General features: G+C 32.2%; 17 protein-coding genes and 1 pseudogene. 14 read left to right on the top strand and 4 right to left on the bottom strand.

The window, feature by feature from the left end; translation table 11 throughout:
- Positions 1 to 36 precede the first annotated feature (36 nt).
- Positions 37 to 3216, top strand: coding sequence for a S41 family peptidase (locus IMCC3317_RS08965; RefSeq protein WP_160129181.1), 3180 nt, complete (start codon positions 37 to 39; stop codon positions 3214 to 3216).
- Between the two features lie 149 nt (positions 3217 to 3365).
- Here IMCC3317_RS08965 and IMCC3317_RS08960 read toward each other — a convergent pair whose 3' ends face one another.
- The 3 genes from IMCC3317_RS08960 to IMCC3317_RS08950 all read right to left on the bottom strand — a co-directional run bounded on the left by IMCC3317_RS08960 (position 3366) and on the right by IMCC3317_RS08950 (position 7543).
- Positions 3366 to 5675 (bottom strand): TonB-dependent receptor plug domain-containing protein, encoded by a 2310-nt coding sequence (locus IMCC3317_RS08960; protein WP_160129180.1) that lies wholly within the window; start codon positions 5673 to 5675, stop codon positions 3366 to 3368.
- Positions 5668 to 6564, bottom strand: coding sequence for a FecR domain-containing protein (locus tag IMCC3317_RS08955; protein ID WP_160129179.1), 897 nt, complete (start codon positions 6562 to 6564; stop codon positions 5668 to 5670). The genes IMCC3317_RS08960 and IMCC3317_RS08955 overlap by 8 nt, the downstream gene beginning before the upstream one ends.
- Positions 6565 to 7027: 463 nt before the next feature.
- Positions 7028 to 7543 (bottom strand): RNA polymerase sigma factor, encoded by a 516-nt coding sequence (locus IMCC3317_RS08950; protein WP_160129178.1) that lies wholly within the window; start codon positions 7541 to 7543, stop codon positions 7028 to 7030.
- A 128-nt stretch (positions 7544 to 7671) separates the two neighbouring features.
- On the opposite strand from IMCC3317_RS08950, the gene IMCC3317_RS08945 reads away from it, so the two are divergent.
- Positions 7672 to 9681, top strand: a complete 2010-nt coding sequence (locus IMCC3317_RS08945; RefSeq protein ID WP_160129177.1) for a LamG domain-containing protein — start codon at positions 7672 to 7674, stop codon at positions 9679 to 9681.
- A 215-nt stretch (positions 9682 to 9896) separates the two neighbouring features.
- Here the strand turns inward: IMCC3317_RS08945 and IMCC3317_RS08940 are convergent, their stop codons facing one another.
- Complete coding sequence (locus tag IMCC3317_RS08940) at positions 9897 to 10562, bottom strand: hypothetical protein (RefSeq protein WP_160129176.1); 666 nt, start codon at positions 10560 to 10562, stop codon at positions 9897 to 9899.
- An 895-nt stretch (positions 10563 to 11457) separates the two neighbouring features.
- On the opposite strand from IMCC3317_RS08940, the gene ffh reads away from it, so the two are divergent.
- The 12 genes and pseudogenes from ffh to IMCC3317_RS08880 all read left to right on the top strand — a co-directional run bounded on the left by ffh (position 11458) and on the right by IMCC3317_RS08880 (position 24560).
- Positions 11458 to 12789 (top strand): signal recognition particle protein, encoded by a 1332-nt coding sequence (gene ffh, locus IMCC3317_RS08935; RefSeq protein ID WP_160129175.1) that lies wholly within the window; start codon positions 11458 to 11460, stop codon positions 12787 to 12789.
- Positions 12790 to 12932: 143 nt separating this feature from the next.
- A complete protein-coding gene (locus IMCC3317_RS08930; protein ID WP_160129174.1) occupies positions 12933 to 13823 on the top strand; it encodes a bifunctional 5,10-methylenetetrahydrofolate dehydrogenase/5,10-methenyltetrahydrofolate cyclohydrolase in 891 nt (296 codons plus the stop codon).
- A gap of 445 nt (positions 13824 to 14268) precedes the next feature.
- Positions 14269 to 15069, top strand: a complete 801-nt coding sequence (locus IMCC3317_RS08925; RefSeq protein WP_160129173.1) for a hypothetical protein — start codon at positions 14269 to 14271, stop codon at positions 15067 to 15069.
- A 370-nt stretch (positions 15070 to 15439) separates the two neighbouring features.
- Positions 15440 to 15880 carry an SRPBCC family protein gene (locus IMCC3317_RS08920; RefSeq protein ID WP_160129172.1) on the top strand — a complete coding sequence of 147 codons (441 nt, stop codon included), beginning with the start codon at positions 15440 to 15442 and terminating at the stop codon, positions 15878 to 15880.
- A 230-nt stretch (positions 15881 to 16110) separates the two neighbouring features.
- Positions 16111 to 16284, top strand: a pseudogene (locus tag IMCC3317_RS08915) (SRPBCC domain-containing protein); the annotation flags it as partial.
- Positions 16285 to 16286: 2 nt separating this feature from the next.
- Positions 16287 to 16742, top strand: a complete 456-nt coding sequence (locus IMCC3317_RS08910) for a hypothetical protein (RefSeq protein WP_160129170.1) — start codon at positions 16287 to 16289, stop codon at positions 16740 to 16742.
- 634 nt (positions 16743 to 17376) lie between these two features.
- On the top strand, positions 17377 to 19179 hold the full coding sequence (locus IMCC3317_RS08905) for a tetratricopeptide repeat protein (protein WP_160129169.1): 1803 nt from the start codon (positions 17377 to 17379) through the stop codon (positions 19177 to 19179).
- A gap of 157 nt (positions 19180 to 19336) precedes the next feature.
- Complete coding sequence (locus IMCC3317_RS08900; protein WP_160129168.1) at positions 19337 to 20455, top strand: DUF2914 domain-containing protein; 1119 nt, start codon at positions 19337 to 19339, stop codon at positions 20453 to 20455.
- Positions 20456 to 21000: 545 nt separating this feature from the next.
- Complete coding sequence (locus IMCC3317_RS08895) at positions 21001 to 21771, top strand: HEPN domain-containing protein (RefSeq protein WP_160129167.1); 771 nt, start codon at positions 21001 to 21003, stop codon at positions 21769 to 21771.
- Positions 21772 to 21950: 179 nt separating this feature from the next.
- Positions 21951 to 23414 carry an SLC5/6 family protein gene (locus IMCC3317_RS08890; protein ID WP_160129166.1) on the top strand — a complete coding sequence of 488 codons (1464 nt, stop codon included), beginning with the start codon at positions 21951 to 21953 and terminating at the stop codon, positions 23412 to 23414.
- 1 nt (position 23415) lies between these two features.
- On the top strand, positions 23416 to 23826 hold the full coding sequence (locus tag IMCC3317_RS08885; protein ID WP_160129165.1) for a hypothetical protein: 411 nt from the start codon (positions 23416 to 23418) through the stop codon (positions 23824 to 23826).
- Positions 23826 to 24560 carry a hypothetical protein gene (locus IMCC3317_RS08880; protein WP_160129164.1) on the top strand — a complete coding sequence of 245 codons (735 nt, stop codon included), beginning with the start codon at positions 23826 to 23828 and terminating at the stop codon, positions 24558 to 24560. Before IMCC3317_RS08885 ends, IMCC3317_RS08880 begins: the two co-directional genes overlap by 1 nt.
- Positions 24561 to 24620: the final 60 nt, after the last annotated feature.

The following is a 24620-nucleotide window of genomic DNA, read 5'->3' as shown; positions in this document are numbered from 1 at the left end:
GTTCTATTTTGAATAAAAATAATATACCTTTTAACCATGTATAAAAAAATCTGTATCTTTTTCGTCTTTATAATAGTATCCTTTGTGAATGCGCAACAGAAAAATTTTGATGCTGTTCATTTTACTTTAAAACCAACATTAACGCCTGACGCAAATGATGTTATTTTTAGTTTTGAAGGCGATTTGTGGAAAGTTTCTTCAAGTGGTGGAGATGCTTTTAGATTGACTGCTATGGACGGATCAGAAACGAACCCAAGTGTTTCACCAGATGGTAAATGGTTGGCGTTCTCTAGTAATCAATTCGGAAATTATGATGTGTATGTAATGCCTTTAAAAGGTGGGGAAATTACACAACTTACATTTCATCAAAGTGGCGATATGGTTTCTTCTTGGAATTGGGATAGTAAAACGATCAATTTCACATCTGGCAGATATAATTCTGTGACAAATTATACAGTGAATATTAATGGAGGAACTCCAAAAAGAACTTTCAATCACTATTTCAATACGATTCATAATGTTGTAGAACACCCAAAAACAAATGATATTTATTTTAATGAATCTTGGGAAAGCTCACGTTTTGCGCATAGAAAAAGATACAAAGGAGATTACAATCCAGATATAAAATCATACAATTTAAAATCAAAAAAATATACAAAACATACATCTTATAGAGGAAAAGATTTTGGAACAACGATAGATAAATCAGGTACTATTTACTTTAAATCAGATCAGCATAATGGAGAATATAATCTGTACACATTCCAAAATGGGGAAAAGAAAAGGTTGACAAGTTTTTCTACGTCAATTATGTGGCCAAAGGTTTCTGCAAATGGTGAAAAAGTAGTTTTTAGAAAAGAATATCAATTATTTGTATATGATGTTGCTAAAAATTCTACCAAAAAACTGAATTTCAATATCAATAGAAATTCAACAATCAACAAAGAACAATCGTATGATGTAAAAGGGAACATTACATTTTTCGATATTTCTTCAGATGGTAAAAAAATGGCGTTTATATCTAGAGGAAAATTATTTATTTCTGATGTAAAAGGAAAGTTTGTAAAAGAAATACAAACAAATCCTTTAGAAGCTGTGAAAGAAGTGAAATGGCTAAGCGATAATAATTCAGTAGTTTTTTCAAGGTCTGATAAAGGATATTACAATTGGTTTGTAACCAAAGCAGATGGAACGTCAACAACAAATCAACTCACAAAAAATAAGAGCAATAACAGACAAATTACGCTAAATATAGACAAAACTAAAGGTGTGTATTTAAGAGGTAGAAACGAAATCTATACAATCGACTTAAAAACATATAAAAGTGAATTGATCGTGAAAGATGAATTGTGGGGAATCTATAATGCTGACCCTTATTTTTCTCCAGATGGAAACTATATTTTATACACTGCTTACAGAGATTTTGAAGCAGATATTTTCGTGCATAACTTAACTACAAAGCAAACAAAAAACTTAACCAATACTAAAGTTTCAGAATCTGAACCAGCTTGGTCTTCTGATGGAAAATATATTTATTTCTCTTCCGAAAGGACAGTGCCAAGATTTCCTAGTGGAGGAAATGGGAAATCTAAAGTATATCAAATGGCTTTAGATAAATATGAAAAACCTTTTAAAATAGATAAAGTAAACGAACTTTTTAAAGAAGAAGAGAAGAAAGATAAAAAGGACAAAGAAGACAAAGAAGATAAAGAAGATGAAAAGGAGAAAGTAAAAGAAAAAGTCATTGTTACTATCAACGAAAAAGGGTTGATGGATAGGTTAACAGCGATTAGTCCAAGATTTGGTAATCAACGCAATATCACGGTTATAAATGACGGAAACAAAACACATATTTTATATATATCGAATCACGATCAAGGAAAAAGTAAGCTATGGAAAACTACTTTAGAACCTTTTGAAGATAATAAAACGGTTAAATTAAATGATACGCCTATGTTTGGTTATCAATTTATTACTGTAGATAAAAAACACTATATCTTATCTAAAGGAATTATAAATACCGTGAATTTAGGCACTAATAAGTTAAAACCAATTGCAATTGATTATAGTTTTAATAAATCATTATCAGATGAATTTAACCAAATGTATTATGAAGCTTGGGCTGGAATGGAAGAGAATTTTTATGATGAGAATTTTCATGGAGAAAACTGGCAAAAACTAAGAGATGATTATGCTGCATATTTGCCTTATGTTTCTAGTAGAGGTAATTTAAGATTAATTTTTAACGATATGCTTGGTGAGTTAAATACGTCTCACTTTGGGTTTAGATCAAATGGTAAAGAAGAGCAAACTTATTATGGCACTCAGACATTAGAAACAGGAATTGTTTTTAATAATAACAATCCGTTTGTAATAGAAAGAATCGTTTCTGAAGGACCAACGGATGTAAAAGGGAAAGACCTTAGAAAAGGAGATAAACTGGTTGCTGTAAATGGAAATAGTGTTGATACAAAATCTAATAGAGAGCACTATTTTACGAATCCTAAATTCAAGTCAGAAATGAGTTTGACATTTAGTAGAGACGGAAAAGAGTTTAGTGTGAATGTGCATCTAGCAAATTTCTGGGCTGTTAAAGATTTAGTTTATGATGAATGGCAAGACCAAAATCAAGCGTATGTTGATAAAAAGACGAACAATAAGGTTGCGTATGTTCATATGAAAAATATGTCTGGTAGCGAATTAACCAAATTTTATCATGATTTAGTTAGTGAAGAAGCTTACAAAGACGGTTTAATTTTAGATCTACGTTATAATACTGGAGGAAATGTACATGATGCAGTATTGAATTTCTTGCGTCAAAAAAAATATTTAAACTGGAAATACAGAGAAGGGAAATTAACGAGTCAATCTAATTTTAGTTATGGCGATAAACCTATCGTTTTACTAATAAATGAACAATCTTTATCTGATGCAGAAATGACAGCAGCGGGCTTTAAGGAACTAGGAATGGGAACCATTGTAGGAACAGAAACGTATCGATGGATTGTTTTTACAACCAGTAATTCTTTAGTTGATGGTTCTTCATATCGATTACCAACTTGGGGCTGTTATACGTTGGATGGGAAAAATTTAGAAACTCATGGAGTTACGCCAGATGTATATGTTGGCGAAAACTTTAAAGAGCGTTTAGAAAATGAAAATCCACAATTGGATAAAGCAATTGAAATTATACTTAAAAAATTAGAAAAACGATAAAATTGAGAAGTGCTTTCTTGTGTTTTTAATTTTACTATATTTTTATGATTACGTCTTTGCGAAAGTTTTGAAAAAACTTGTGGCAATCTGCTTCTCGAGTAGCAGATTACTTCGTCATACTTCCTCGTAATGACGTTTCAAGAGTAACTTTAAAATTCCACACGAAAACTCAAATTCGGTGTAATGCCTAACGACTGATTCTGTATTTCAGAAATCACCGTATTATCTAAATTATAATATTCGTTTAAGATATTTTGCTGATCAAAAACATTCCAAACAGAAAGTCCAATTTTTGAATTGATGTTCTTCTTTTTGGAAAGTGTCAAACGATACGTGGCTGAAAAATCAGTTCTAAAATAATCATCTAAATTCTCAGCATTTGGCGAATTGTAATTAATAGTTCCATTCACAACTGTTGGCGAACCAAGCGTAGTTGTTGGTTTTCCTGTGCGATAATACGTTCCTAAAGAAAATTCAAAAGCTTTCCAAGAATACGTTCCGCCAAGCGTTAAATTATGTGTAATATCTAAATTATTCGGAAACATTTCGCCATTATTCAACGACATAAAATCGTAGTCATTTTTACTAAATGAATAACTCAACCACGTATTAAAATCGTGCCATTTCTTATTAAACAACAAGTCAATTCCTTGTGCAGTATAACTTCCAACAGCATTCACAAATTGAAACTGATTCTGAAAACCTTGACTTCGCGTGGTAATTCCGTCAACTTTCTTGATGTACACTTCTGCGCTAATCAACAAATTATTCTTCGTGTATTGCGCGCCAATAGAAACCTGTTTGCTTTCAATCAATGGAACAGAAGTTCCGTTAGCAAGTGTCCAACGACGTTTTTCAATTCCTAAAAAATCATTCTGTAAATCAATTACTTGAGATATGGCTTGACTTTTATATTCGCCCAAAACCAACACACTAAAATAATTAGAAAATTGCTGTCTAAAATTCAAACGTGGTTCAAAGCGAAATTCATCAATCTTTCCATATTGATTTGCTCTAATTCCAAAATTCAACATCGTTCGGTAACTATCTGAAACATAATTCAATTCAGAATATACAGCATGATTTCGCATCACATCTTTACGATTACTACGAAATTGTGGATTGCTCACATCTTGAATATTGGTAATTCCAATCTCAGAAAACTGATACCCATTCTGAATCGTGAAATTTTCATTAATACGATACTTTGTATGAAATTTAAATGCGCTATCCGCGAGATCATTCTCTTGAAATAACCGTTGATTATTGGTAATATCAAAATTTGTCGCTTCTAAATTATAATTCGAAAGATACAATTGCACTTGTGTAGAAAATGCTGGCGACCATTCTCGATTATACGTCAAACCAGCAGCCAAATTTCGTTGTGTAATTCCACTATTCACAGCTTTTCGTTGATTATTTAACGTAGCTTCTTCCGTATAACTCAAATCATTAAAAATATTCAAAAAACTAAACTGTATATTATCTGTTTTAGAAATATCATAGATGAATTTCGTACTCATATCATAGAAATAGAAATCTCTATTTGTAGTTGTTGTATTGTTCGTTTCTTGATTGTTATTGGTAATATCTGAATCTTGAAAAATACGATCAAAATAAATTGCGTAGGTTGGCGTTTCGACTAAATCGGTAATGGAACGACGCGCCGAAACTTGTATTTCCATCTTTTTGTTGAGTTGAATTTTGGCAAAACCATCTGCATGAATCAAGTTTAATCCCGCGCCAGCGACTAAAGAATCGTTAGGATGATGATCTAGTTGCATTTGAATCATTCCAGAAACACCATCGCCAAATTTAGCACTTGTTCCGTTTTTAGTGACAATTACTTTATTTAAGAAATACGGATTAAATGCAGAAATCAACCCGAAAAAGTGTCCAGATTGATACATTTTAATATCGTCCCACAATAAAATATTCTGATCATTTGTTCCGCCACGAATATTAATATTTGAAACAGTTTCGTTACTACTTGAAATTCCTGGTAAGGCTTGAATCGTCAGTAAAACATCAGGTTCGGTAACGCCAGGTAAAATGCCGAAATTTTTAGGTTTCACGGTAATTTGCCCGTTTCTATTCATGGAAATTCCTGAAGCAATATATTCTGTCAAATAAATTTCGTCCAATTCTTGAATCTGATCAATAAAAACAGTAATGGCAATATAACGTCCATTAATTAAGGTAAACCGAAGATTCGTTTCTAATTCAAAACCATCTAATAAAGTTTCAAGCGAAACAGCATTATTGATTTGTGGAGTGACTAAAACATTCTTTAAAACAGTATCTACATAGGAGAAAACAACATCGTATTTTTTCTGTATTTTAGGTAATAATTTAGACAGTAAAATTTTATTCTCCTGATTTTCTTGTGAAGTAACACATTGAAAACTAAGAAAGAAGCAAAGAAAAGTGAAAAAAGTGAGTACGCGTTTTTTAGTCACGTTTTAGAATAATCGAGTTTTGTTTCTTTTGATATTTCAACTGTGACGGCAACGTAATTGATTTCAATGCCAAATCAATATTGGTATGTGTAAAACTTCCTGTAAAAATCTGAGAAGTATCTACTTTACTGGCGTCAACCGTTACATCATACTGTCGTTCAAGCTCTTGAATGACTTCTCGTAAAGGTAAACTTTTAAAAGAACTTTCATCTCTAATCCATGATGGTTCTTTTAGCATTTCTTTTTCATTGCGAATTTGTTTCCCATCAAGTATCAAATAGCGTTCTCCAGGCGTTAAAACAATATTTTCTTTGTTGTAACTTACTTTTACTGAACCTTCATAGCAGAAAACTTCAAATAAATTATCACGTTGTTTTACATTAAATTGTGTTCCCAAAACGGTTACAATTCCGTCATCGGTAATCACACGAAACGCAGCACCTTTGGCTACTTTAAAATATGCTTCTCCGTCTAAATTGACTTCGCGTTTTTCGCTCCACAAATCTTTATCAAATGACAAACTCGATACCGCATTTAAGGTAACAGCTGAAGTATCAGGTAATTCTAGTGAAGTTTTATTCGCAACAAGCGTATTAACTGTAATTGTATTGGGCAATGTTGTGTACATATATGCGCCAAAACCAATCACTAAAATTGCGGCAATTCTTAGCAATGGCTTTAACCATGAAGTAGGTTTTGATGTATCTTTTCTATTAAATTGAACAGTATTGTAAGCAGCTTCAACATTTGTTTCTGGTGCTTTAAAATGCTGTAAGGCGTTATCTAACTTCGTTAATTCCTCATAATCGTCAAGCTGTTTAAAAGCTTCCAACTCTTGAGGCGTCAACGCGTGATCTAGCCATTTTTGTAGTAATTCTTCTCGTTTCATAATTGGTACTTATCTATATAACAACTTTGTATCTTAAATTCCCCTATAGAAATTTTAAATTATAAATGCTGAATTTTAAATTGAAAATATTTTTAAATTTATAAGCTAATCGTCTGATCGAGTGAATTTGTGAAACAAATTAGTATCGAGATCTGCTTTGAGTTTTAAAGTATTTCTCGATACAATTTTCTTCATTTCATTTCAAAAATTACTCGAAAAGACGTTTTATAAATTTTAGATTCTTATTTGTAATTACATCATACTGAACTTGATTCAGTATCACACAAACAAGCTAAAACTTTTACATTTTACATTTTGAGTTTTACATTTTGAGTTTAAAGTATTTCTCGATACAATTTTCTTCATTTCATTTCAAAAATTACTCGAAAAGACGATTAGTTATCGATGAAAAATTTATTTTACTAACAAACTAACAAACTAACAAACTAACAAACTAACAAACTCATAACTCATTTATCTCTTCCCGCAACTTGCTCAGCGCACGATAAATACGTTTTTCCACAGCTTTCGTAGAAATATCTAGCAACGCGGCAATCTCTTTATGTTTTTTTCCTTCCACACGATTCATCAAAAAAGCTACACGTTCAGATTCTGTCAAATTTCCAATAGCACGTTGTAATTTTTGCAAATACTCTTGTTCTTGCATTAAAAACTCAGGATTCTCGTTGGTATGCGATCTTGGTTTTATTTTTCGATGTTGTAAAACGACTTTATGATGTTTCACTTCATTCAGCATCATATTATTACCTATCGTAAACACATAGCTTTTGGCTTTTGCAGGCGTAACTTTTCCGCAATTTTGCCATAATTTCGTAAACGCTTCTTGTGCTTTATCTTCTGGATTCAAATAATCGCCAAACTTGTAATACAAATACGAATACAAACTTTGGTAATGTTTCTTGAAAATTTTAGAAAACATCAATTCGTTACAAATGTTATCTTGCAATGGTTTTGGCATAAATGCTAGTTAAATTATGGACTAAAAGTAAACATAAATTTTTTAATTATATAGGTGGGAATTTTGCCTTCGAAGTTGTTTTAATAATAGCATACTAGAAAACTAGACTATGTAAACCTCATGAATATATGAATGGAATCGCTCCTATAAAATTCATAAAAACCCTTTTTTCGCTTCTCGCGATATGTCTCTGCTTCAATTCTTGTCAAGAAGAAAATGTAGAAATTTCAGAATCAAATCCAGCAGCTACTTTGGTGGCAAACACAGCGTTGCCGCAATTAATGGAGCGCATGACATTGCTTGATGGTTCTTTGGATAACATCATTGACAATTCAAATTGTTTCTTGGTCGATTTGCCTGTGACAGTTTCAGTTAACGGAACAACAATTGTTGTAAATAGCACAAACGATTACGCTACAATTCTTGAATTATTAAATCAATCAACGGATGAAACGGTTGCAATTACATATCCAATTACAATTATTTTAAGTGATTATACGGAAATTACGATTGAAAATGAAGCAGCATTACTTTCGCAAATTTCGAATTGTTCAGGCCCAAATCAGCCAGATATTGACATTGAATGTATTGACTTTCAATATCCGTTTAGCATTGCAATTTTTAATGTAAATTTTGAAGTCATTGAAACAGTAAACATTACACACGATCAACAATTATATACCTTTTTAGCAACACTTTCTAGCGGAGTTGTGGCGAGTATAAACTATCCAATAAATCTTCAAACTGCTGACGGAACTACCATTTCTGTAAATAATAATTCAGCATTAGAAGCGGCAATCGCTGCTGCAGATAATACCTGCGATGAAGACGATGACAACAATTACAACGATGCAGATTGTACTCAAACACAAGTAACCGCAAATTTGGCAGATTGTTTTTGGCGAATTACCAATTTGGACGGAAACACGCAATTAGAATATGAATTTTACTTCAATGCAGATGGTTCTTTCACATTCTCAATCGAACCTTCAAGTAGTAACATATTTGAAGGAAATTGGGAAGTAGCAATATCGCAAGGAAATTTGGTGTTAAACATTAGCAATGTAAGTGCAAATATTACAACATTGAACGGTTCGTGGATTATTGATGAATGTAGCGAAAACGAATTGCAATTACATAGCGGAAATCAAGAAGTAACGTTGCAGAAATCGTGTGAAAACACAACGCCATTTGAATGTTTTGAAAACATAGAAACCACCATTTGTGATGAAGACAATCCGTTTGATGGATTTGTAGAAATGAATTTGGAAGAATTATTCATTGCAAACATAACATGTACGCAGCCATACAATTTCTCTTTTCATCAAACAGAAGCTGACGCGAATGCAAACATATTTGCACTAATTCCAACAGCATACACAAATACATTTCCGCAAGAAACCCTATATCTACGAATTGAAGATGTAAACGGAATGTATGAAGTATATACAATCATAATTACCGTAGAAGATTGCTGTACAAACACAACGATTTTAACAAATGACTTAATTTTATACCTGCCATTTGCAAACGAAACTAAAGATTTGGTAAGCAATTGGGAAGCTTCAGGAAATTACAATTATGTTTCAGACAGAGCAGGAAATGCAACGTGCGCCATCGCTTTTAGCGGAAATGAAACTATAGAAATTCCTGTGACAACAGCAAACCAAATTGTGCAAGGCGACGCGTTTTCGGTAAGTCTTTGGTTTAAAATGCAAAACACAGATCCTACTAATTATGAAATTCTATTCCAAAAAGGAGCAGTCATAAGCGAAGGTTTTCAACTCAGTGTTTTTGATTTGAATACGCCCGTATTTAGTGACGCAAATTCTGGATATGGTTTATGGGACGATCCTTGGAATATGGACACCAATTTACCAACCGACACCACCAATTGGCATCATTTAGTACTTACGGTTGATACAAATAATACGGTACGTTTATACCGAGATGGCATCCAACGAAATGAAGATGTAAATTCTACAATTGACATTGGAAATTCATCGTTGACAAATTACATATTAGGAAATGGTTTTCAAGGTCATTTAGATGATATAAGAGTTTACAAAGTTGCATTAAATCCGAATGAAGTTTCCACGTTATTTACGTTAGAAGCAGATTGCAACATTTGTTTATAATTAGTGTTTAATTAAGTTAGTTTAGTGACTTAGTTTAGTTTAAAAGTTGCCTTTTGTAGAATTTAGGCAGCTTTTTTTAGTGAAACTCAATGTTGAATAGTCTGCAAAATGAATTCATTGATTTAATTTTTGAAACGTCATTACGAGGAAAGTATGACGAAGTAATCTGTTGTTTTGTAAACGGATTCCTGTGAATTTAAAAATATACCTATTAACTACACCGCAATTTTTTGATTGAATTTTTTTCGCTGTTGAATGAGTTCAATATGTTGATCAATTTCTTTCATGAGATTTTTCTCAACTGTCGGATCTATTTTTGAATGTGTTGTTCCTGCATTTCGCATAGATTGTATATACGCATCTAACGTATTCAATTCGGCTTTTGTGGCTTGCAAATTCTCTGCAACATTGACATTAAAACGCGCAATTTCTGGTGTCATTTTGGTGAATGTTGGCGAGAAAAACTTGCTTTTAACGGCTAACCAATACGCTTCGGCATCGGCTTCTTTATACGGAAATGTAATGGTTTCTGTTTGAAGATTTCTGAGGCGTCTTTTTTCACTTCTATAGGAAAGTCCTATTAGAAAAGCGACTAAGCCTATAAAAATTCCGAAGGTCGCTCCAATTCCTGTCCAACCGTATGAAATATAGGTAACTACAAAAGGCGCTGGAATGCTCAATAACCACATCGGAAGAAAGAACAAACGTCCTACAACACCTAATCCTCTACATATTAGAGAAGTTAGCAAAACCATCCAACTCATGCAAACGGCAAACATATCTTCGCTCATGTAGTCATATTGGTAAAATCCAAAAAATGGAAGTGTAAATAGTGCGGCAAGCAAGGTTACAACAATTGCTTCGCCATTAAAAATAATCATAGGAATACAGTTTTAAGACTTTAAATGTATGAGATATTTATGAATTGTACAATTTTGTATGCTTCGAGTACCTCAGTATACTTTGTAATTGCTTCATTGATATTATATTACTATTTCGCGTTAAGGATAGGAGCGACATCCTTTTTTAAATTTTGAACTCGTCATTACGAGGAGGAACGACGAAGTAATCTGTTTGTATAAAGCACAGTTTGCTATTAATTTTTTGGAAGATTCTCGCAATGACTATTTTTTAAAAAAGATATAGCGGTTAGCCTGACCGCCGTACACTGAGCGAAGCGGAAGTGTTAAGGTGGTAACGCCCAAAAAATGATTAACGATTGACGATTAACGAATGTTGATTTTTGATTTTTTAAAAGAAGATAGAACATAGAACAAAGAGTATAGAATAAAGAACACCGAATTAACGATTGACGATTGACGAATGTTGATTTTTGATTTGAGAAGTTATTGAATACTGAATATCGAATACTGAATTTCGAATATCGAAAAACCCAGAACCCAAAAGCGGAGCGACCTAATAATAAAAAGAATTAACGATTAACGAATGTTGATTTTAGATTTGAGAAGTTAGTGAATAGTGAATATTGAATACTGAATTTTGAATATCGAAAAACCCAAGACTCAAAAGCGGAGCGACCTAATACCAAACACCAATTAACGATTAACGAGTGCTGATTTTAGATTTTAGAAGTTGATTAAAACGCCAAATCAACAAATTGACAAACCACCGAACAACAAATCCACAACAAAGGAGCAAAGCGACTATAACTCATAACCGACAACTCACAACTCACAACTAAAAACGAGTGATTTTATACTTTCAAAATTTAGAAGTTTCTCGTATCTTCGCAACTTCTAAAAAAGAATACGTCGTATGTTTAATAATTTAAGTGAAAAGCTAGATAAAGCGTTGCATGTACTGAAAGGTCATGGAAGTATAACGGAAGTAAATGTTGCTGAAACATTAAAAGAAGTGCGAAGAGCATTGCTTGACGCCGATGTAAACTTCAAAATCGCCAAAGATTTTACAAATACTGTAAAGGAAAAAGCTTTAGGACAAAACGTATTAACGACATTACAACCAGGACAATTGATGGTAAAACTCGTGAAAGACGAGTTAACCGAATTAATGGGCGGCGACGCGGCAGGAATTAACTTGTCGGGGAAACCATCGATTATTTTGATGTCTGGTTTGCAAGGTTCGGGTAAAACGACGTTTTCTGGAAAGCTTGCCAATTACTTAAAAACAAAGAAAACAAAGAAACCTTTATTAGTTGCCTGTGATGTATATCGTCCAGCAGCGATAGATCAGTTACATATTGTAGGTGAGCAGATAAAAGTGGATGTGTTTTCGGATAAAGGAAATACAGATCCGGTTGCTATTGCAGAAGCAGGTGTTGCATTTGCCAAAGAAAACGGACATAATGTAGTTATTATAGATACCGCAGGTCGTTTGGCAGTTGATGAAGCCATGATGACCGAAATAGCAAATATTCATAAAGCAATTGAGCCACAGGAAACACTTTTTGTGGTGGATTCTATGACTGGACAAGATGCGGTGAATACTGCAAAAGCTTTTAATGATATTTTGAATTTTGACGGAGTTATCTTGACGAAATTAGATGGTGATACACGTGGTGGAGCTGCGATTTCGATTAAATCCGTAGTAAACAAACCAATTAAGTTTATTGGTACAGGTGAAAAGATGGAAGCAATTGATGTTTTCTATCCTTCGCGTATGGCAGATCGTATTCTTGGAATGGGAGATGTGGTGTCGTTAGTAGAAAGAGCACAAGAGCAGTTTGATGAAGAAGAAGCTAGAAAATTACAAAAGAAGATTGCAAAGAATCAGTTTGGTTTTGATGATTTCTTAAAGCAAATACAGCAAGTGAAGAAAATGGGGAACATGAAAGACTTAGTCGGCATGATTCCTGGAGCTTCAAAAGCAATGAAAGGTATGGAAATTGAAGATGATGCTTTTAAACATATTGAAGCACTAATTCATTCCATGACTCCTGATGAACGTTCAAAACCAACTACGATTAATGCAAGTCGTAAAAAACGTATTGCAAAAGGAGCAGGGCGTTCGGTTCAAGAAATGAATCAATTATTAAAGCAGTTTGACCAAATGAGCAAGATGATGAAAATGATGCAAGGCGGCGGCGGAAGAAAGCTAATGCAGATGATGAAAGGAATGGGCGGGTAATCTGCTTTTGGGTCTTTGGGTTTTAGGTCTTGGGTTTTGGAAATTTTAAATTTTAAATGTTGAATTTTAAATGTAAAACTATATTTCAATCCATCAATCCTTCAGTCTTTTAATTTTTCAATCAATTCAACACACAACTACACATGATTATATTAGACGGAAAAAAAGTATCCAATGAAATAAAGGACGAAATAGCCGCTGAGGTTCAGAAAATGAAAGATCGCGGAGAAAAAGTTCCGCATTTGGCAGCAGTTTTGGTAGGTGACGATGGCGCAAGTTTAACGTATGTAGGAAGTAAAGTGCGCTCGTGCGAACGTGTCGGATTTGAATCTACAATGGTTCGTATGTCTAATACAACTTCAGAACTTGAATTATTGAAAAAGATTCATGAATTGAATGAAAATGATGATATTGACGGATTCATTATTCAATTGCCTTTGCCAGAACAAATTAATACGCAAAAAGTATTAATGGCAGTGAATCCAGACAAAGATGTGGACGGATTTCATCCAGAAAACTTCGGGAAAATGGCGCTAGATATGTCTACGTTTATTCCTGCAACACCTTTTGGAATTCTAGAACTATTAGAACGTTATGATGTAGAAACCAAAGGAAAACATACCGTTGTTATTGGAAGAAGTCATATTGTTGGAAGACCTATGAGTATTTTGATGGGAAGACGCGGATTTCCTGGAAACTCTACCGTAACATTAACGCACAGTCACACTAAAAACATTACACAAATTACCTGTCAGGCTGACATTATCATCACGGCTTTAGGGCAACCAAATTTCTTAAAAGCGGAAATGGTAAAAGATGACGCAGTTATCATTGATGTAGGAATTACGCGTGTTCCAGATGAGAATGCAAAACGAGGTTATGTGATTACAGGTGATGTAGATTTCGAAAACGTAAGTAAAAAGGCAAGTCACATTACGCCAGTGCCAGGTGGTGTTGGACCTATGACAATTGCTATGTTATTAAAAAATACGTTACTCGCTAGAGAACGTCATATTATGGCAAACAGAAAGTAATACAACTTATATATTATATACTAAAGCGATCTTGAAAAAGGTCGCTTTTTTTATGAATTATTTTAAATAATATTATGTATTTACGGTTACCCGTAAGTTTTATATTACTTATGGGGTTATTTTTGTCAATATAAATTAATTATAAGACAACATAATGAAAATAGCACATTAGGAGGAATTATCTTTTTTATAAAAAAAGAGCTTTTCATCCATAAAAATATATAATATTCTGATAATCTATAGTCTACACTCTTGAATCTAAAAGCGTAGTAATCTTTAGTCAGACTTTATGGCGGTACAATTAGCTGATTATAAGTATTTTAAAAAGGATACTAAATGCAATTACATCGTCTAGAGTTACTGTATTTTACAGAAAATTCGTATCTTGTTGAAAGATTTCCTCTGAAGTGCGTTAAAGTTATGTGAAACCATTAAACCAATTAACATGAAAAAAACTATCAACCAGCATTTCAAAATTATGTATTTAGTATGTTTACTTGTGCTTACAGTAGCCTGCTCAGACACCGAAGAAACAAATTCTAATAATATTCAAGAGGCAACGATTGAAAAGATTCTTCAAGACATGAAAAAAGTAGGTGATGCCAAAGGTAAGATCGTTGTGTTTGAGATGAAAAATTACAAAGGACAAGACTACAAAGAACACTTTGAACTCATTGAAAATTCAACAAAAGTACTTGCTTTTGCAACAGGATTAAAAAATAACAGTAAATCTCCTGGCGATAATTATACGGTTACATGTACTTGGGGAGACGGAGATACTACCGTTACCGAATGTGGGGAAAGTGCAGGTTGTGCAGGGCAAGCAACATGGGATTGCTTAGAAAATGGAGGATGTGCAACTGTTTGCAACGCAAAAATAACCTATACACCTTCAATTACTGAAAGTAGTGTTGCGAAAAATAACAAGCCAATACAGCAAATACTAGCAATTTTAGATGAAGTAGTTAAAACAAGCACTGCCAACAATAAAGGAGTAACTTTTACTATTTCTCGTAACAAAGATACTTACAAGCTAAAAGAACTTTCTTTCATAGAAACAAGTCAAAAAAATAATATGAAAAGTGGAAGAACTTTTCAAGTTGACTGTTATGATGGAGAAGGAGAGTTGCTATGGCAAGAAAGTTATTATGATACACTATCTGCCAGTGCGGGTATTTTAAAATGCACAGATGAAGATGGCGGATGCGCTGAAATATGCGAAATTTATGCAGCATTTTATCCATAATAAACCATGCAAACACAAAGTCTCATCCTGCCTTTAGATTTTATGTACGAATGCTTTTGAAACTCCACCGCTTTCATTCGTCGCTTATATACTCTAGGCTCGGTCTAAAAGCAACCTTTACATATTATATAACGAAAAGCAACTTTGAAAGAAGTTGCTTTTTTTGTTTTTGCTAACTGCATTTAGTACGTCAATTCGATTAATTTTTAAAAATGACGAAGTACATATTTAAAAATTGTATCGAGAATCAATTTGAGCTAGAAAGCGTTCTCGATACATTGAGTTTTCAACTCGACACTTGAACCAACGACAATTGTAAGCATCAAAATACTGCCAAATAATAAGTATCTTTAATCAAAATTCAAGTAGTATGAAAACCTCCGAACCGCCAATTATTGTCACACAAATATTTGAACAATCTGTTGAAACTGTTTGGAACGCCATTACAGAAGTAACTCAAATGCGCCAATGGTTTTTTGATAACATTCCAGCTTTTGAAGCAGAAGTAGGTTTTCAAACAAAATTCAATGTAAAAGCACCTTCACGCGATTTTTTACATGTTTGGACACTAACAGAAGTCATTCCAAAACAAAAAATAGTCTACAATTGGAAATACGAAAATTGTAAAGGCGATTCGTATGTAACGTTTGAATTGAAGTCGCACAACAACAAAACACAACTTACATTAACCACAAAAGTAGTAGAAGATTTTCCCGATGATATTCCCGAATTCAAGCGTGAAAGTTGTATTGGCGGTTGGAATTATTTTATAAAGGAACGGTTATACGGTTTCTTACTTAAAACAAAATAAAAGGTTATTAATATAACTCGATAGCTAACTTTTATGCAGAATAGAAATGAAAACACGTTAAGAATTTTTGAAGCCTTGGAAAAAATTTAGTGTTTTCATTTCGGTTTTAGTTCTTTCAGAAAAGAACTAAAAATTCCTCATAAAAGTGCCTTTTCTTTTGGTTCATTTTCTTTGGGCAAGCAAAGAAAAGAACATGAAAAGTTGAAAAATTAAGGAAAGTCGATTCGTATGTAACGTTTGAATTGAAGTCGCACAACAACAAAACACAACTTACATTAACCACAAAAGTTATTGAAAATTTCCCCGACGATATTCCCGAATTCAAGCGTGAAAGTTGTATTGGCGGTTGGAATTATTTTGTGAAAGAGCGTTTGGTTGCTTATCTTGATAGAATAAAAACTTAATTATGAAAAAACTTCTTTTAATTTTCAGCCTTTTATTTATTAACATCAGCTTTTCTCAATCTAACCAAGAAATTAAAACGTTAGATTATGCAAATATTGAGATTGAGGTTCCAAAGAACTGTATAGCCAAATCAAAATTCGAACTTTTAAAGTGTAATGGAATTTCAGTTCAATGGATACATCTAAATAAAGAAAAGCTAAAAACTATTCCAGAACAATTAATCAAAAAATTCGGCAAGAAAGCTAATTCTAAAGAACAGATCGAAGTAATCTCATTTGGCGCTACGTTGAAGGGTTATAAATTTACCTACAAAAACCCAAAAAATTGGAACCGTATCATAGTATATGGAATAGTTAACAGACAACCATTAATCTTAAATGTCGCTTCCGAAGATGAACTAATTGCTATTTCTAATTTAAATGAGTTTCTAAAAAAAATAATGAAAATAAAAATGTGAGCCAATAGCCTATATATACAAAATGCGTCTGTTTGTTAAGTGAATTAAAGCCACTCAACAATGGAACACAATTCGCGATAATTACAAAAGTGTGGAAAATTTTCCCGACGACATTCTCAAATTTAAACGTGAAAGCTACGTTGGTAATTGGAATTATTTTATAAAAAGAGCGACTACTTCAATTTTTAAATAAACGATTGATATACAGTCGTTTATGACACGATAATTTTCAACTTTTTCTTAACTAAAAAACCTGCTTAGGTTTTGATCAAAAGCACCGCAGGAAATGTACAAAAGCAGCGGAGGTTTTTGATAGACTGTTTATTCTTTAGTTTTAATTACTGAAAACTTCATTGTATAGCTGTGATGTTTGTATTATATTTAATGAGAAATAAACGAATAGGAAATGTAAGTTTCGTAAATGCATATATTAACCAGTTGTGCATTTTGAATTCAAAAGTATTATGAAGCGTCAGTTCGAGTGATTTTGAGGCACGAAAAATTGTATCGAGTACCTGCTTTAGTGTAAGAAATTCTATTCTCGATACAAATTTTACTCATTTTCAATCGTAAAATTCACTCGAATTGACGAATTTTATCAAAATGCACAACGGGTATATATTAGTATAATCTTATGAAAATAATAATAACAATAGTAGTAATGTTCTTTGTGACATTTACTTTTGGGCAATCCAAAGAAGCGTATCAAAAAATTAGTGATTCCTTATTAAATATAGGACAGAAAGATGAATTGGTACACTATTTTGAGACGGAACTAAAGAAATATCCAAAAAATGAAAACGTACTTCGTGCACTTGGGTATGCTCATATTGTAAAAAACAATCTCGATCTTGGTGAAAAATACTATCTGGAAGCGTTGAAGGTTAATCCAAAATGTGCTCGTTGTTATCTGAATATTGGCAGAATTTATTCTTTAAGAGGCGACAACAAAAAAGCACTTGATTATTTTGATACAGCAGTACAGACAGACTCAAATGAGGCGTTGCTTTATTCTTACAGAGGAAAGTTAAAAGAAATGCTTGGTGATAAATTTGGCGCATTAAGCGATCATAACAAAGCAATAAAAATTGATCCCAACAATCCAGATAGTTATATAATGCGTGGACTTTACAACTCAAATTCTGGATATCCATCATCAGCTATTTCCGATTTAACAAAAGCAATAACTTTAGCTCCCAAAAACTATTATCCGTATTTTCATAGATCTAGTGTTTATTTAAATCAAAGAAGAGTTAAAGAAGCTTTAAAAGATATCAACAAAGCAATTGAAATTGATAGTAGTCAATCCGCATCATATATAGGAAGAGCGGCAATATTTTATGCGTTGCAAGAATACCAAAAAGCAATAAACGATTACTCAAAAGCTATTTCTGTAGATAAAAATGATTATGCATCTTATATAAACAGAGCTTTGATATATTACGAGTTAGAAGATCTTGACGCTTCATGTGCTGACTATTCAACGTTAAAATCATTTATTGAAGATGGTACAATCAACGACGAAGCATTCATAACACAAATAAATGGTGCTATTCAAGACATTTGCAATTCTTCAAAACCTAGTTATTACTATCAAAGAGGTGTTGGGTATTATAACAAAAGAGAATATCAAAAAGCACTTGATATATATGCTATTGGACTTAAAAAATTTCCGGATGATGCAATGATGCTATCATTTAAAGGAAATACGTATTTGATTTTAAATGAATTTGAAAAAGCACTTGCATGTTACAGCGTATCATTAAAAAATAAAGAAAAAATAAAAGCTGAAATAAAAATTAATCCAAGGTTTTCTGGTGCATCAAGCGACAAAATTACAAGTTATTACAATGGTTCATTAGCCACCATATATTTAAGTATTTCAGAATGCAACATTAATTTAGGTCGATTTAATGAAGCATTCACTGAAATCAATAAAGGAATAACGGTAGCACCTAGTATAGATGGATTCAATAAAGAAGCATATTTCAACATGCGAGGTTATATTTATGTAACAAAAAAGGACTATAAACGTGCCATAAATGACTTTAATGAAAGTATAAAAATTAATAAAAACTACCCTTTGGCGTATGTAAATCGGGCAATTGCAAAGGTGAGTTCCGTTGAGAAAATAAAATTTAGGTCGTTTTCTATTTATGGAAATTTCAATACACAACCGTTAAGTATTCGTTGGAACTCTCCGACTACATCGTCATTTAAAAAATCGGAATCCACTTTACTAGCTGCGCTATCCGACTGTAATACTGCCATTGAAATAGACAATACACTTGGTTTTGCTTTTTACATTCGCGGGCAAATAAAACAAATGTTAGCCGAGCCAGACTATTGTTTGGATTTACTTGCTGCAAAAGAACTTGGTATCACAGTAGATGCACAATTATTAAATAACTGTATAAAAGCAAAAGGACAGAAGTAAAGAACGTTTGTTTTGCTGTTATTTTGAGAAGAATATTTGTGTTTTTTCCACCTTTTTTAGTGAATTACGGGAAGCTTCATTTTTCAGCTCATCATTATCGTTAATGAGTTCACTTAAGTTTTTAGTAACGACTATATTTAGCGATCAATCCTCAAGTATGAAAAGAACATTAGTCAAATTTAGAAATAGTGCCTTTCGAAATTTTATCAGAAAGCATGAAAAGTATGCGCCAATTATATTCTTTATTGGAGGTTTTATTTTTGATTCTTTAACGCTCGGCAGAATTGATAGAGTCTACGATTTAGTGATGTTAACGTCACACATGACATTGCTAACAATTACATTATACCTATTTAATTTAGCGGATGATAACAAGTGGGAAAACACCTTTTTAGAAAAATATGAAGAGTATTTCCCATTAGCCATTCAATTCTTTTTTGGAGGACTTTCTAGCGCGTATGTTATTTACTTTTCTAGAAGTGTTTCATTATCTAAAACGGGTACTTTCTTTGCAATTCTAGTGTTGCTTTTAATAGCGAATGAGTTTTTAAAGAAAAGAATTTCTAATAAATATCTTCAGTTTAGTGTGTATTACTTCATCAGTTTTACATTCTTTGCTTTTATGATTCCAGTGATTTTGAAGGAAATAAATACTACTATTTTTATAATTTCAGGAATCATAAGTACTGTTATGACAATTTTACTAATCCTATTCATTTACTTTTCTAGTCCGAGTACGAAATCGGAAGTTAAGCTGCCTAAGCTTCTAGGAATCATTCTTTCCATGTATCTATTTATCAATGTGTTGTATTATTTTAACATGATTCCACCAGTTCCGTTGGCGTTAGATAAAGGAATGGTAGCGCATAATATTACGAAAGAAAACAATGAGTATGTGGTGACGTATGAATCGGATGAATGGTATATATTTTGGCGAGATCACAAAATAAAATTCTTTCACAATCCTAATGAACGTGTATATGTATTCTCTTCTATTTTTGCTCCGACGGATTTAAACAAAGCGGTTTCGCATCGATGGAATTATTTTGATCCTGCAACAGCAACATGGCAAGTTACGGACGAAATAACCTATGAAATTGTTGGCGGACGCGATAATGGTTTTCGAGGCTACACCTACAAAGAAAATGTAATTGACGGACTTTGGAAAGTTGAAGTCGTCACCACAGAAGAAGATTTATTATTGGGTGTTATTGACTTCGAAATTATTTCTGAAACTCCGAAGAAAGCTCCGAAATTGATTACTCGGAAGTTTTAAGTTGCGGTATTTGGTAGAGTGATTTGCACGTTTTTCTATCTTTTTTATATGGATTACGGGAAACCACATTGTATGGTTGTAGTTATTGTCTTATATTTATCAAGAATAAGAGAAATTTTTGTAAAAATAGTGCTTGTTATATAATGAATCTGTCGGAGGTGATATAAAGCATGAAGCGTAATTCCAACTAATAATGTCTTGACAGCTACTTAATTTAAGGAAGTTGAGAAAAAAATTAGAACAAGGCAGATTGTGTGGCTATTTCGCTCCATCAGATGTTGTTTTGCAAAAAATAGAACAATCGGATAAAAGTAACTTAAAAGTTCTGTTATCCTGTAACACTCAATGACTCACAACGGTCAGAGAATGGCTATGCATCAACTAACTTATAGTATATTTATTAAATCTTTTGCTTAACTTGTGAAACGGACACACAACTAAGAATATACACAATTGATCCACAGTAAATGCTCTTTACGTGTATGCTGCGCATCCACAGAGCATAATCCCTGACCGTTGCACAATAAAAAAAATCAGAACTTAAAATGAATATAAGAAGGTCAAATGCATTCCTAATATTGAAAGAACACTCTCAATCAACTCTGAATTTTTCTGTTTTAGTCTGTACAGCTGTTCCACAATTAGAATATGCATTCCAACAAAACGATACTGATTCGAGTACTCACTTGGTAGAAAACTCTGAATTTAGAAATTCAACAATTCCTTATTCGACGGAGAAAGAAAATTTAGATAAATATAAAACTGTTTTGGGAGCAAACATCTTACTTTCAAATTTTTCCTTTTTTGAATCATATTTTTTCTCTCTAATAGATGAAATAATTGAATTCCACGGCGGAAAAGAAGAGTATTTAGCTTTCATAGAAACCAAAGTTGCACAAAACGGAAATTTAGAATTAGAAGACAAAAAAAACCTACATCGATTAAGAAAAGAATATGTTAAAAAAGACAAAGACAGATATATAAAATTTACGAATATTATTAAAGACAAACCTATAGTTTGGCCATCACAAAAATTAGCCCTTTACGGTCTGAAACAAATGATAAAAAATAAAAACAGATGGAAAAGTGCGGATATTCCAAATTTAATTACTGATTTATTGACATATAATTTAAGTACTGAACATAAAGATAAGTTTCATAGTTATCGAGACGACAGAAATAAAATTGCACACGGAAAAACCTTAAGTTATTCATTAGATAAAGCGTTAAAAGGGAATGAATTCTTATACAATTTAGCAAAGGAAATTGATAAACACGTAATTACGAATTATATGATAATCGAAAAGCATCGTTAAAATTACTGTGCTCAACACAGTATAAAAAAAATTGCTAAATTAGTGCTTAAACAAAGGCAGTTGCATTTTTGCCAAATTCTGAATTTCCTTCGGAAATTCCTCGCTGACAAAACCGTAATTTTTTTTACACAAACACGTTGGCCACAAGCTGAAGAAAAACATTAACTAACCATAAAGTTATGAACATATCTGACATTACTGCACTAATAGGATTGAGTATTTCGTCCTTAATTTTTATTTTACTTGCGTCTAGAGCAAAAACTTCAAAGTTCTCTCTAATAGGCTATACTATGGCTGACAAATCAATATCAAGCAAACAATATGGAAGCTCATTTGTAGCAGCAAGTTCTTCGCTTGCTACTGTCATGTTATTCTTTCTAACTAATGCTAAATTTTATGGATTAACCTTACTTTGGTGTGGATTGACTTATTTACTTGGTCAATACCTGTTTGTTAGATATGTTAGAGACAAAGATGTAATAAAAGAAGATGTGAGAACTGTGTCTGACCTATGGTTTTATACGATTAGAAGCAAAGTTAATGCAAGAATTATAACAGCATTGACTATAACAAGTTTTCTTATTATTTTATTCATTGAATTATACGTTGGTTCCATAATATTCGGTTACTTCTTCAGTTCGTTTACACCTTACTACGGTGTGATATCATTTATTGTTGTTGGATTAATAGTAATCTATTATGTGCGGATTGGTGGGCTAAAAGCAGTTATGCAAACAGATGGTTGGCAACTGATGTTAATGTTAGTTTCAGTAATAGCTGTTTTATTATTTAGCATATTGTTTCAATCTGAAAATGGTCCTAATTTTGAATTCAGTAAGTTCTTTTCGTTCGATGCAGAATGGCAAAATACTTTAGTTTTTTGCTTTTGGATTTTAATCATTAATGTTTCTCTTCCATTTACCCAATTATCCTCTTGGCAGAGAGTTGCTGCATGTACTTCTGGAGAGGAAGTTTGGAAAGGTTTTAGATCTCATATCTTAAAATTTTCAATCATTTGGTTCGTGCCTGTCATTGCATTTGCCATACTCTCTGGTAAGGGAATGTATTTTGGAGATTTAGGTTCTTTTCTTGATGCAATAAAAAGTTCTGGTGGGATTTCTGAATTAGTTTTATATCCGCTTATAGTTATTGGATTTGGAAGTGCTTTATTTTCAACTGCTGATACAGCATTAATTGCATTAACAACATCTTTAGCCGACACAAATACTTTTAAGAAAAGTTTGGAAAAATTAGAAGTAAAAAAACTAAAACTCTATATAACAATCATTTCATTTATAATTATGCTTTCACTTGCTGCAGTTTTTTCAGTTGCACAAGCAAATGTTGGTGAATGGTTTTTACCATTAATCTATAATGTTTTTGGTCAACTTGGTATCATAGCGCCATTAATCATTTATTCACTTTGGCATCTTAAAGATGACCCTATATCATTGAAGCCAACTGGTAATTGGATAATTTCTATTTCTATTTTAATAGCTTGGTTTATAATTGTGTATGCAACTTTCAAAGCAGTAGAGGAAAGCAATCAATTATGGTCGCAACTTTCAACGCCAATTGGTATGACACTAACTACATTTGGATTAATAATAGGTCTAAAATTTAAAAACCTTAAAACACAATAATATGTTTGAATTACTATTTTCTTGTGTAATTGCTGTTTCTTCCTCTACAGCAATGTATCTTATTAAGCCAATAAGCAGGTCTAAAGAAATTGTTCTAAATAAAGCAATTGACACATCCAACAATCCTGTAAACTTTAAAGAATTTTTAGATGTTCCAAAGAATTATTCAATATCTAGACAATACCATTATGAAACTGCCTTTATAAACCTATTACTTAAACTGACTACAATCATCTCAATTTTTGTAATTTGTTCAACAATATATTTGATTTTGACATCAACGCCGGAAGAAGCAAAAGCTGATTTGAATTATTCTTACTCAAAATATATCATTACTGCAGCAGTTTTTAATATACTTTTTACACTAGGATGTCATTTTCTAGCTAGAAATATTGACGATAAAACTGTGTAATGGTTGAAAGAAAAATAAAGGTTCTAAATATAACACCGAACCACGAAATTGACACTTTAAAAAACAAGGGTAATTGTTATATTGCAGTTAGCATAAATAATGATTTTTATCAGAATAAAGATAAAATAATAGCCTTATTAAAATTTATAAAAAATAATTTTTCAAAATGTACAATATTAGTAGCTGATTATTTGTATCGTCATAATCTAGAAATAATTAAATCAGATGCAAATAAAAATCTTGTTACAGATACTCAAAAGTTGGGAAATGATATAATTGATGTTTTAGAATCTTTAATACAAGGCAATTCAAATTTTTTTAAGATAACACGTTGGAAAGATTTTTTCGAGTATAATGAGTATGAAGTTTATAACAAACAGATAATTGAGTTTTACAATTCAAATAAAGACTTTGAATCCTCAATACTAACAACAGCAAAAATTTTTATAAAAAGATTAGAAAATAACAATAAATTATCTGGTATAGAATTTAAGACAGCAGTAAGAAATTCTATTGAATTTATTTTAGAAGAAATTAGTGTTTTTTGTGTGCTAGCTAATAAGGGATTGAATATTGATATATATCCTGGAACATATTTACCTGTTCTAAAAGATATATCATTAGGTAAGTATCCTAAAGCACCTATAGTTTTACAAAATAGAATATGCATTGAAATAAAAACAGTACGAAAAAAGCCAGTGGCTAACAATGGTAACCGTTGCACAAGTCTATAAAGAAAATAAAATACCAACAACATAAAAAAAGCCAAACAACATTTAACAAATGTCGTTCGG

The sequence above is a fragment of the Kordia antarctica genome, from assembly GCF_009901525.1.
Lineage (GTDB): Bacteria > Bacteroidota > Bacteroidia > Flavobacteriales > Flavobacteriaceae > Kordia > Kordia antarctica.
Note: the sequence above shows the minus strand (reverse complement) of the source record. Positions and strands in the feature narration are given on the sequence as shown.

Excerpts from the sequence above, each read along its gene's own strand:
- ffh (WP_160129175.1), top strand. The coding sequence starts at position 11,458 with ATGTTTAATAATTTAAGTGAAAAGCTAGATAAAGCGTTGCATGTACTG.
- IMCC3317_RS08965 (WP_160129181.1), top strand. The coding sequence starts at position 37 with ATGTATAAAAAAATCTGTATCTTTTTCGTCTTTATAATAGTATCCTTT.
- IMCC3317_RS08920 (WP_160129172.1), top strand. The coding sequence starts at position 15,440 with ATGAAAACCTCCGAACCGCCAATTATTGTCACACAAATATTTGAACAA.
- IMCC3317_RS08925 (WP_160129173.1), top strand. The coding sequence starts at position 14,269 with ATGAAAAAAACTATCAACCAGCATTTCAAAATTATGTATTTAGTATGT.
- IMCC3317_RS08940 (WP_160129176.1), bottom strand. The coding sequence starts at position 10,562 with ATGATTATTTTTAATGGCGAAGCAATTGTTGTAACCTTGCTTGCCGCA.
- IMCC3317_RS08905 (WP_160129169.1), top strand. The coding sequence starts at position 17,377 with ATGAAAATAATAATAACAATAGTAGTAATGTTCTTTGTGACATTTACT.
- IMCC3317_RS08950 (WP_160129178.1), bottom strand. The coding sequence starts at position 7,543 with ATGCCAAAACCATTGCAAGATAACATTTGTAACGAATTGATGTTTTCT.
- IMCC3317_RS08945 (WP_160129177.1), top strand. The coding sequence starts at position 7,672 with ATGAATGGAATCGCTCCTATAAAATTCATAAAAACCCTTTTTTCGCTT.
- IMCC3317_RS08880 (WP_160129164.1), top strand. The coding sequence starts at position 23,826 with ATGGTTGAAAGAAAAATAAAGGTTCTAAATATAACACCGAACCACGAA.
- IMCC3317_RS08890 (WP_160129166.1), top strand. The coding sequence starts at position 21,951 with ATGAACATATCTGACATTACTGCACTAATAGGATTGAGTATTTCGTCC.
- IMCC3317_RS08955 (WP_160129179.1), bottom strand. The coding sequence starts at position 6,564 with ATGAAACGAGAAGAATTACTACAAAAATGGCTAGATCACGCGTTGACG.
- IMCC3317_RS08885 (WP_160129165.1), top strand. The coding sequence starts at position 23,416 with ATGTTTGAATTACTATTTTCTTGTGTAATTGCTGTTTCTTCCTCTACA.
- IMCC3317_RS08900 (WP_160129168.1), top strand. The coding sequence starts at position 19,337 with ATGAAAAGAACATTAGTCAAATTTAGAAATAGTGCCTTTCGAAATTTT.
- IMCC3317_RS08930 (WP_160129174.1), top strand. The coding sequence starts at position 12,933 with ATGATTATATTAGACGGAAAAAAAGTATCCAATGAAATAAAGGACGAA.
- IMCC3317_RS08895 (WP_160129167.1), top strand. The coding sequence starts at position 21,001 with ATGAATATAAGAAGGTCAAATGCATTCCTAATATTGAAAGAACACTCT.
- IMCC3317_RS08910 (WP_160129170.1), top strand. The coding sequence starts at position 16,287 with ATGAAAAAACTTCTTTTAATTTTCAGCCTTTTATTTATTAACATCAGC.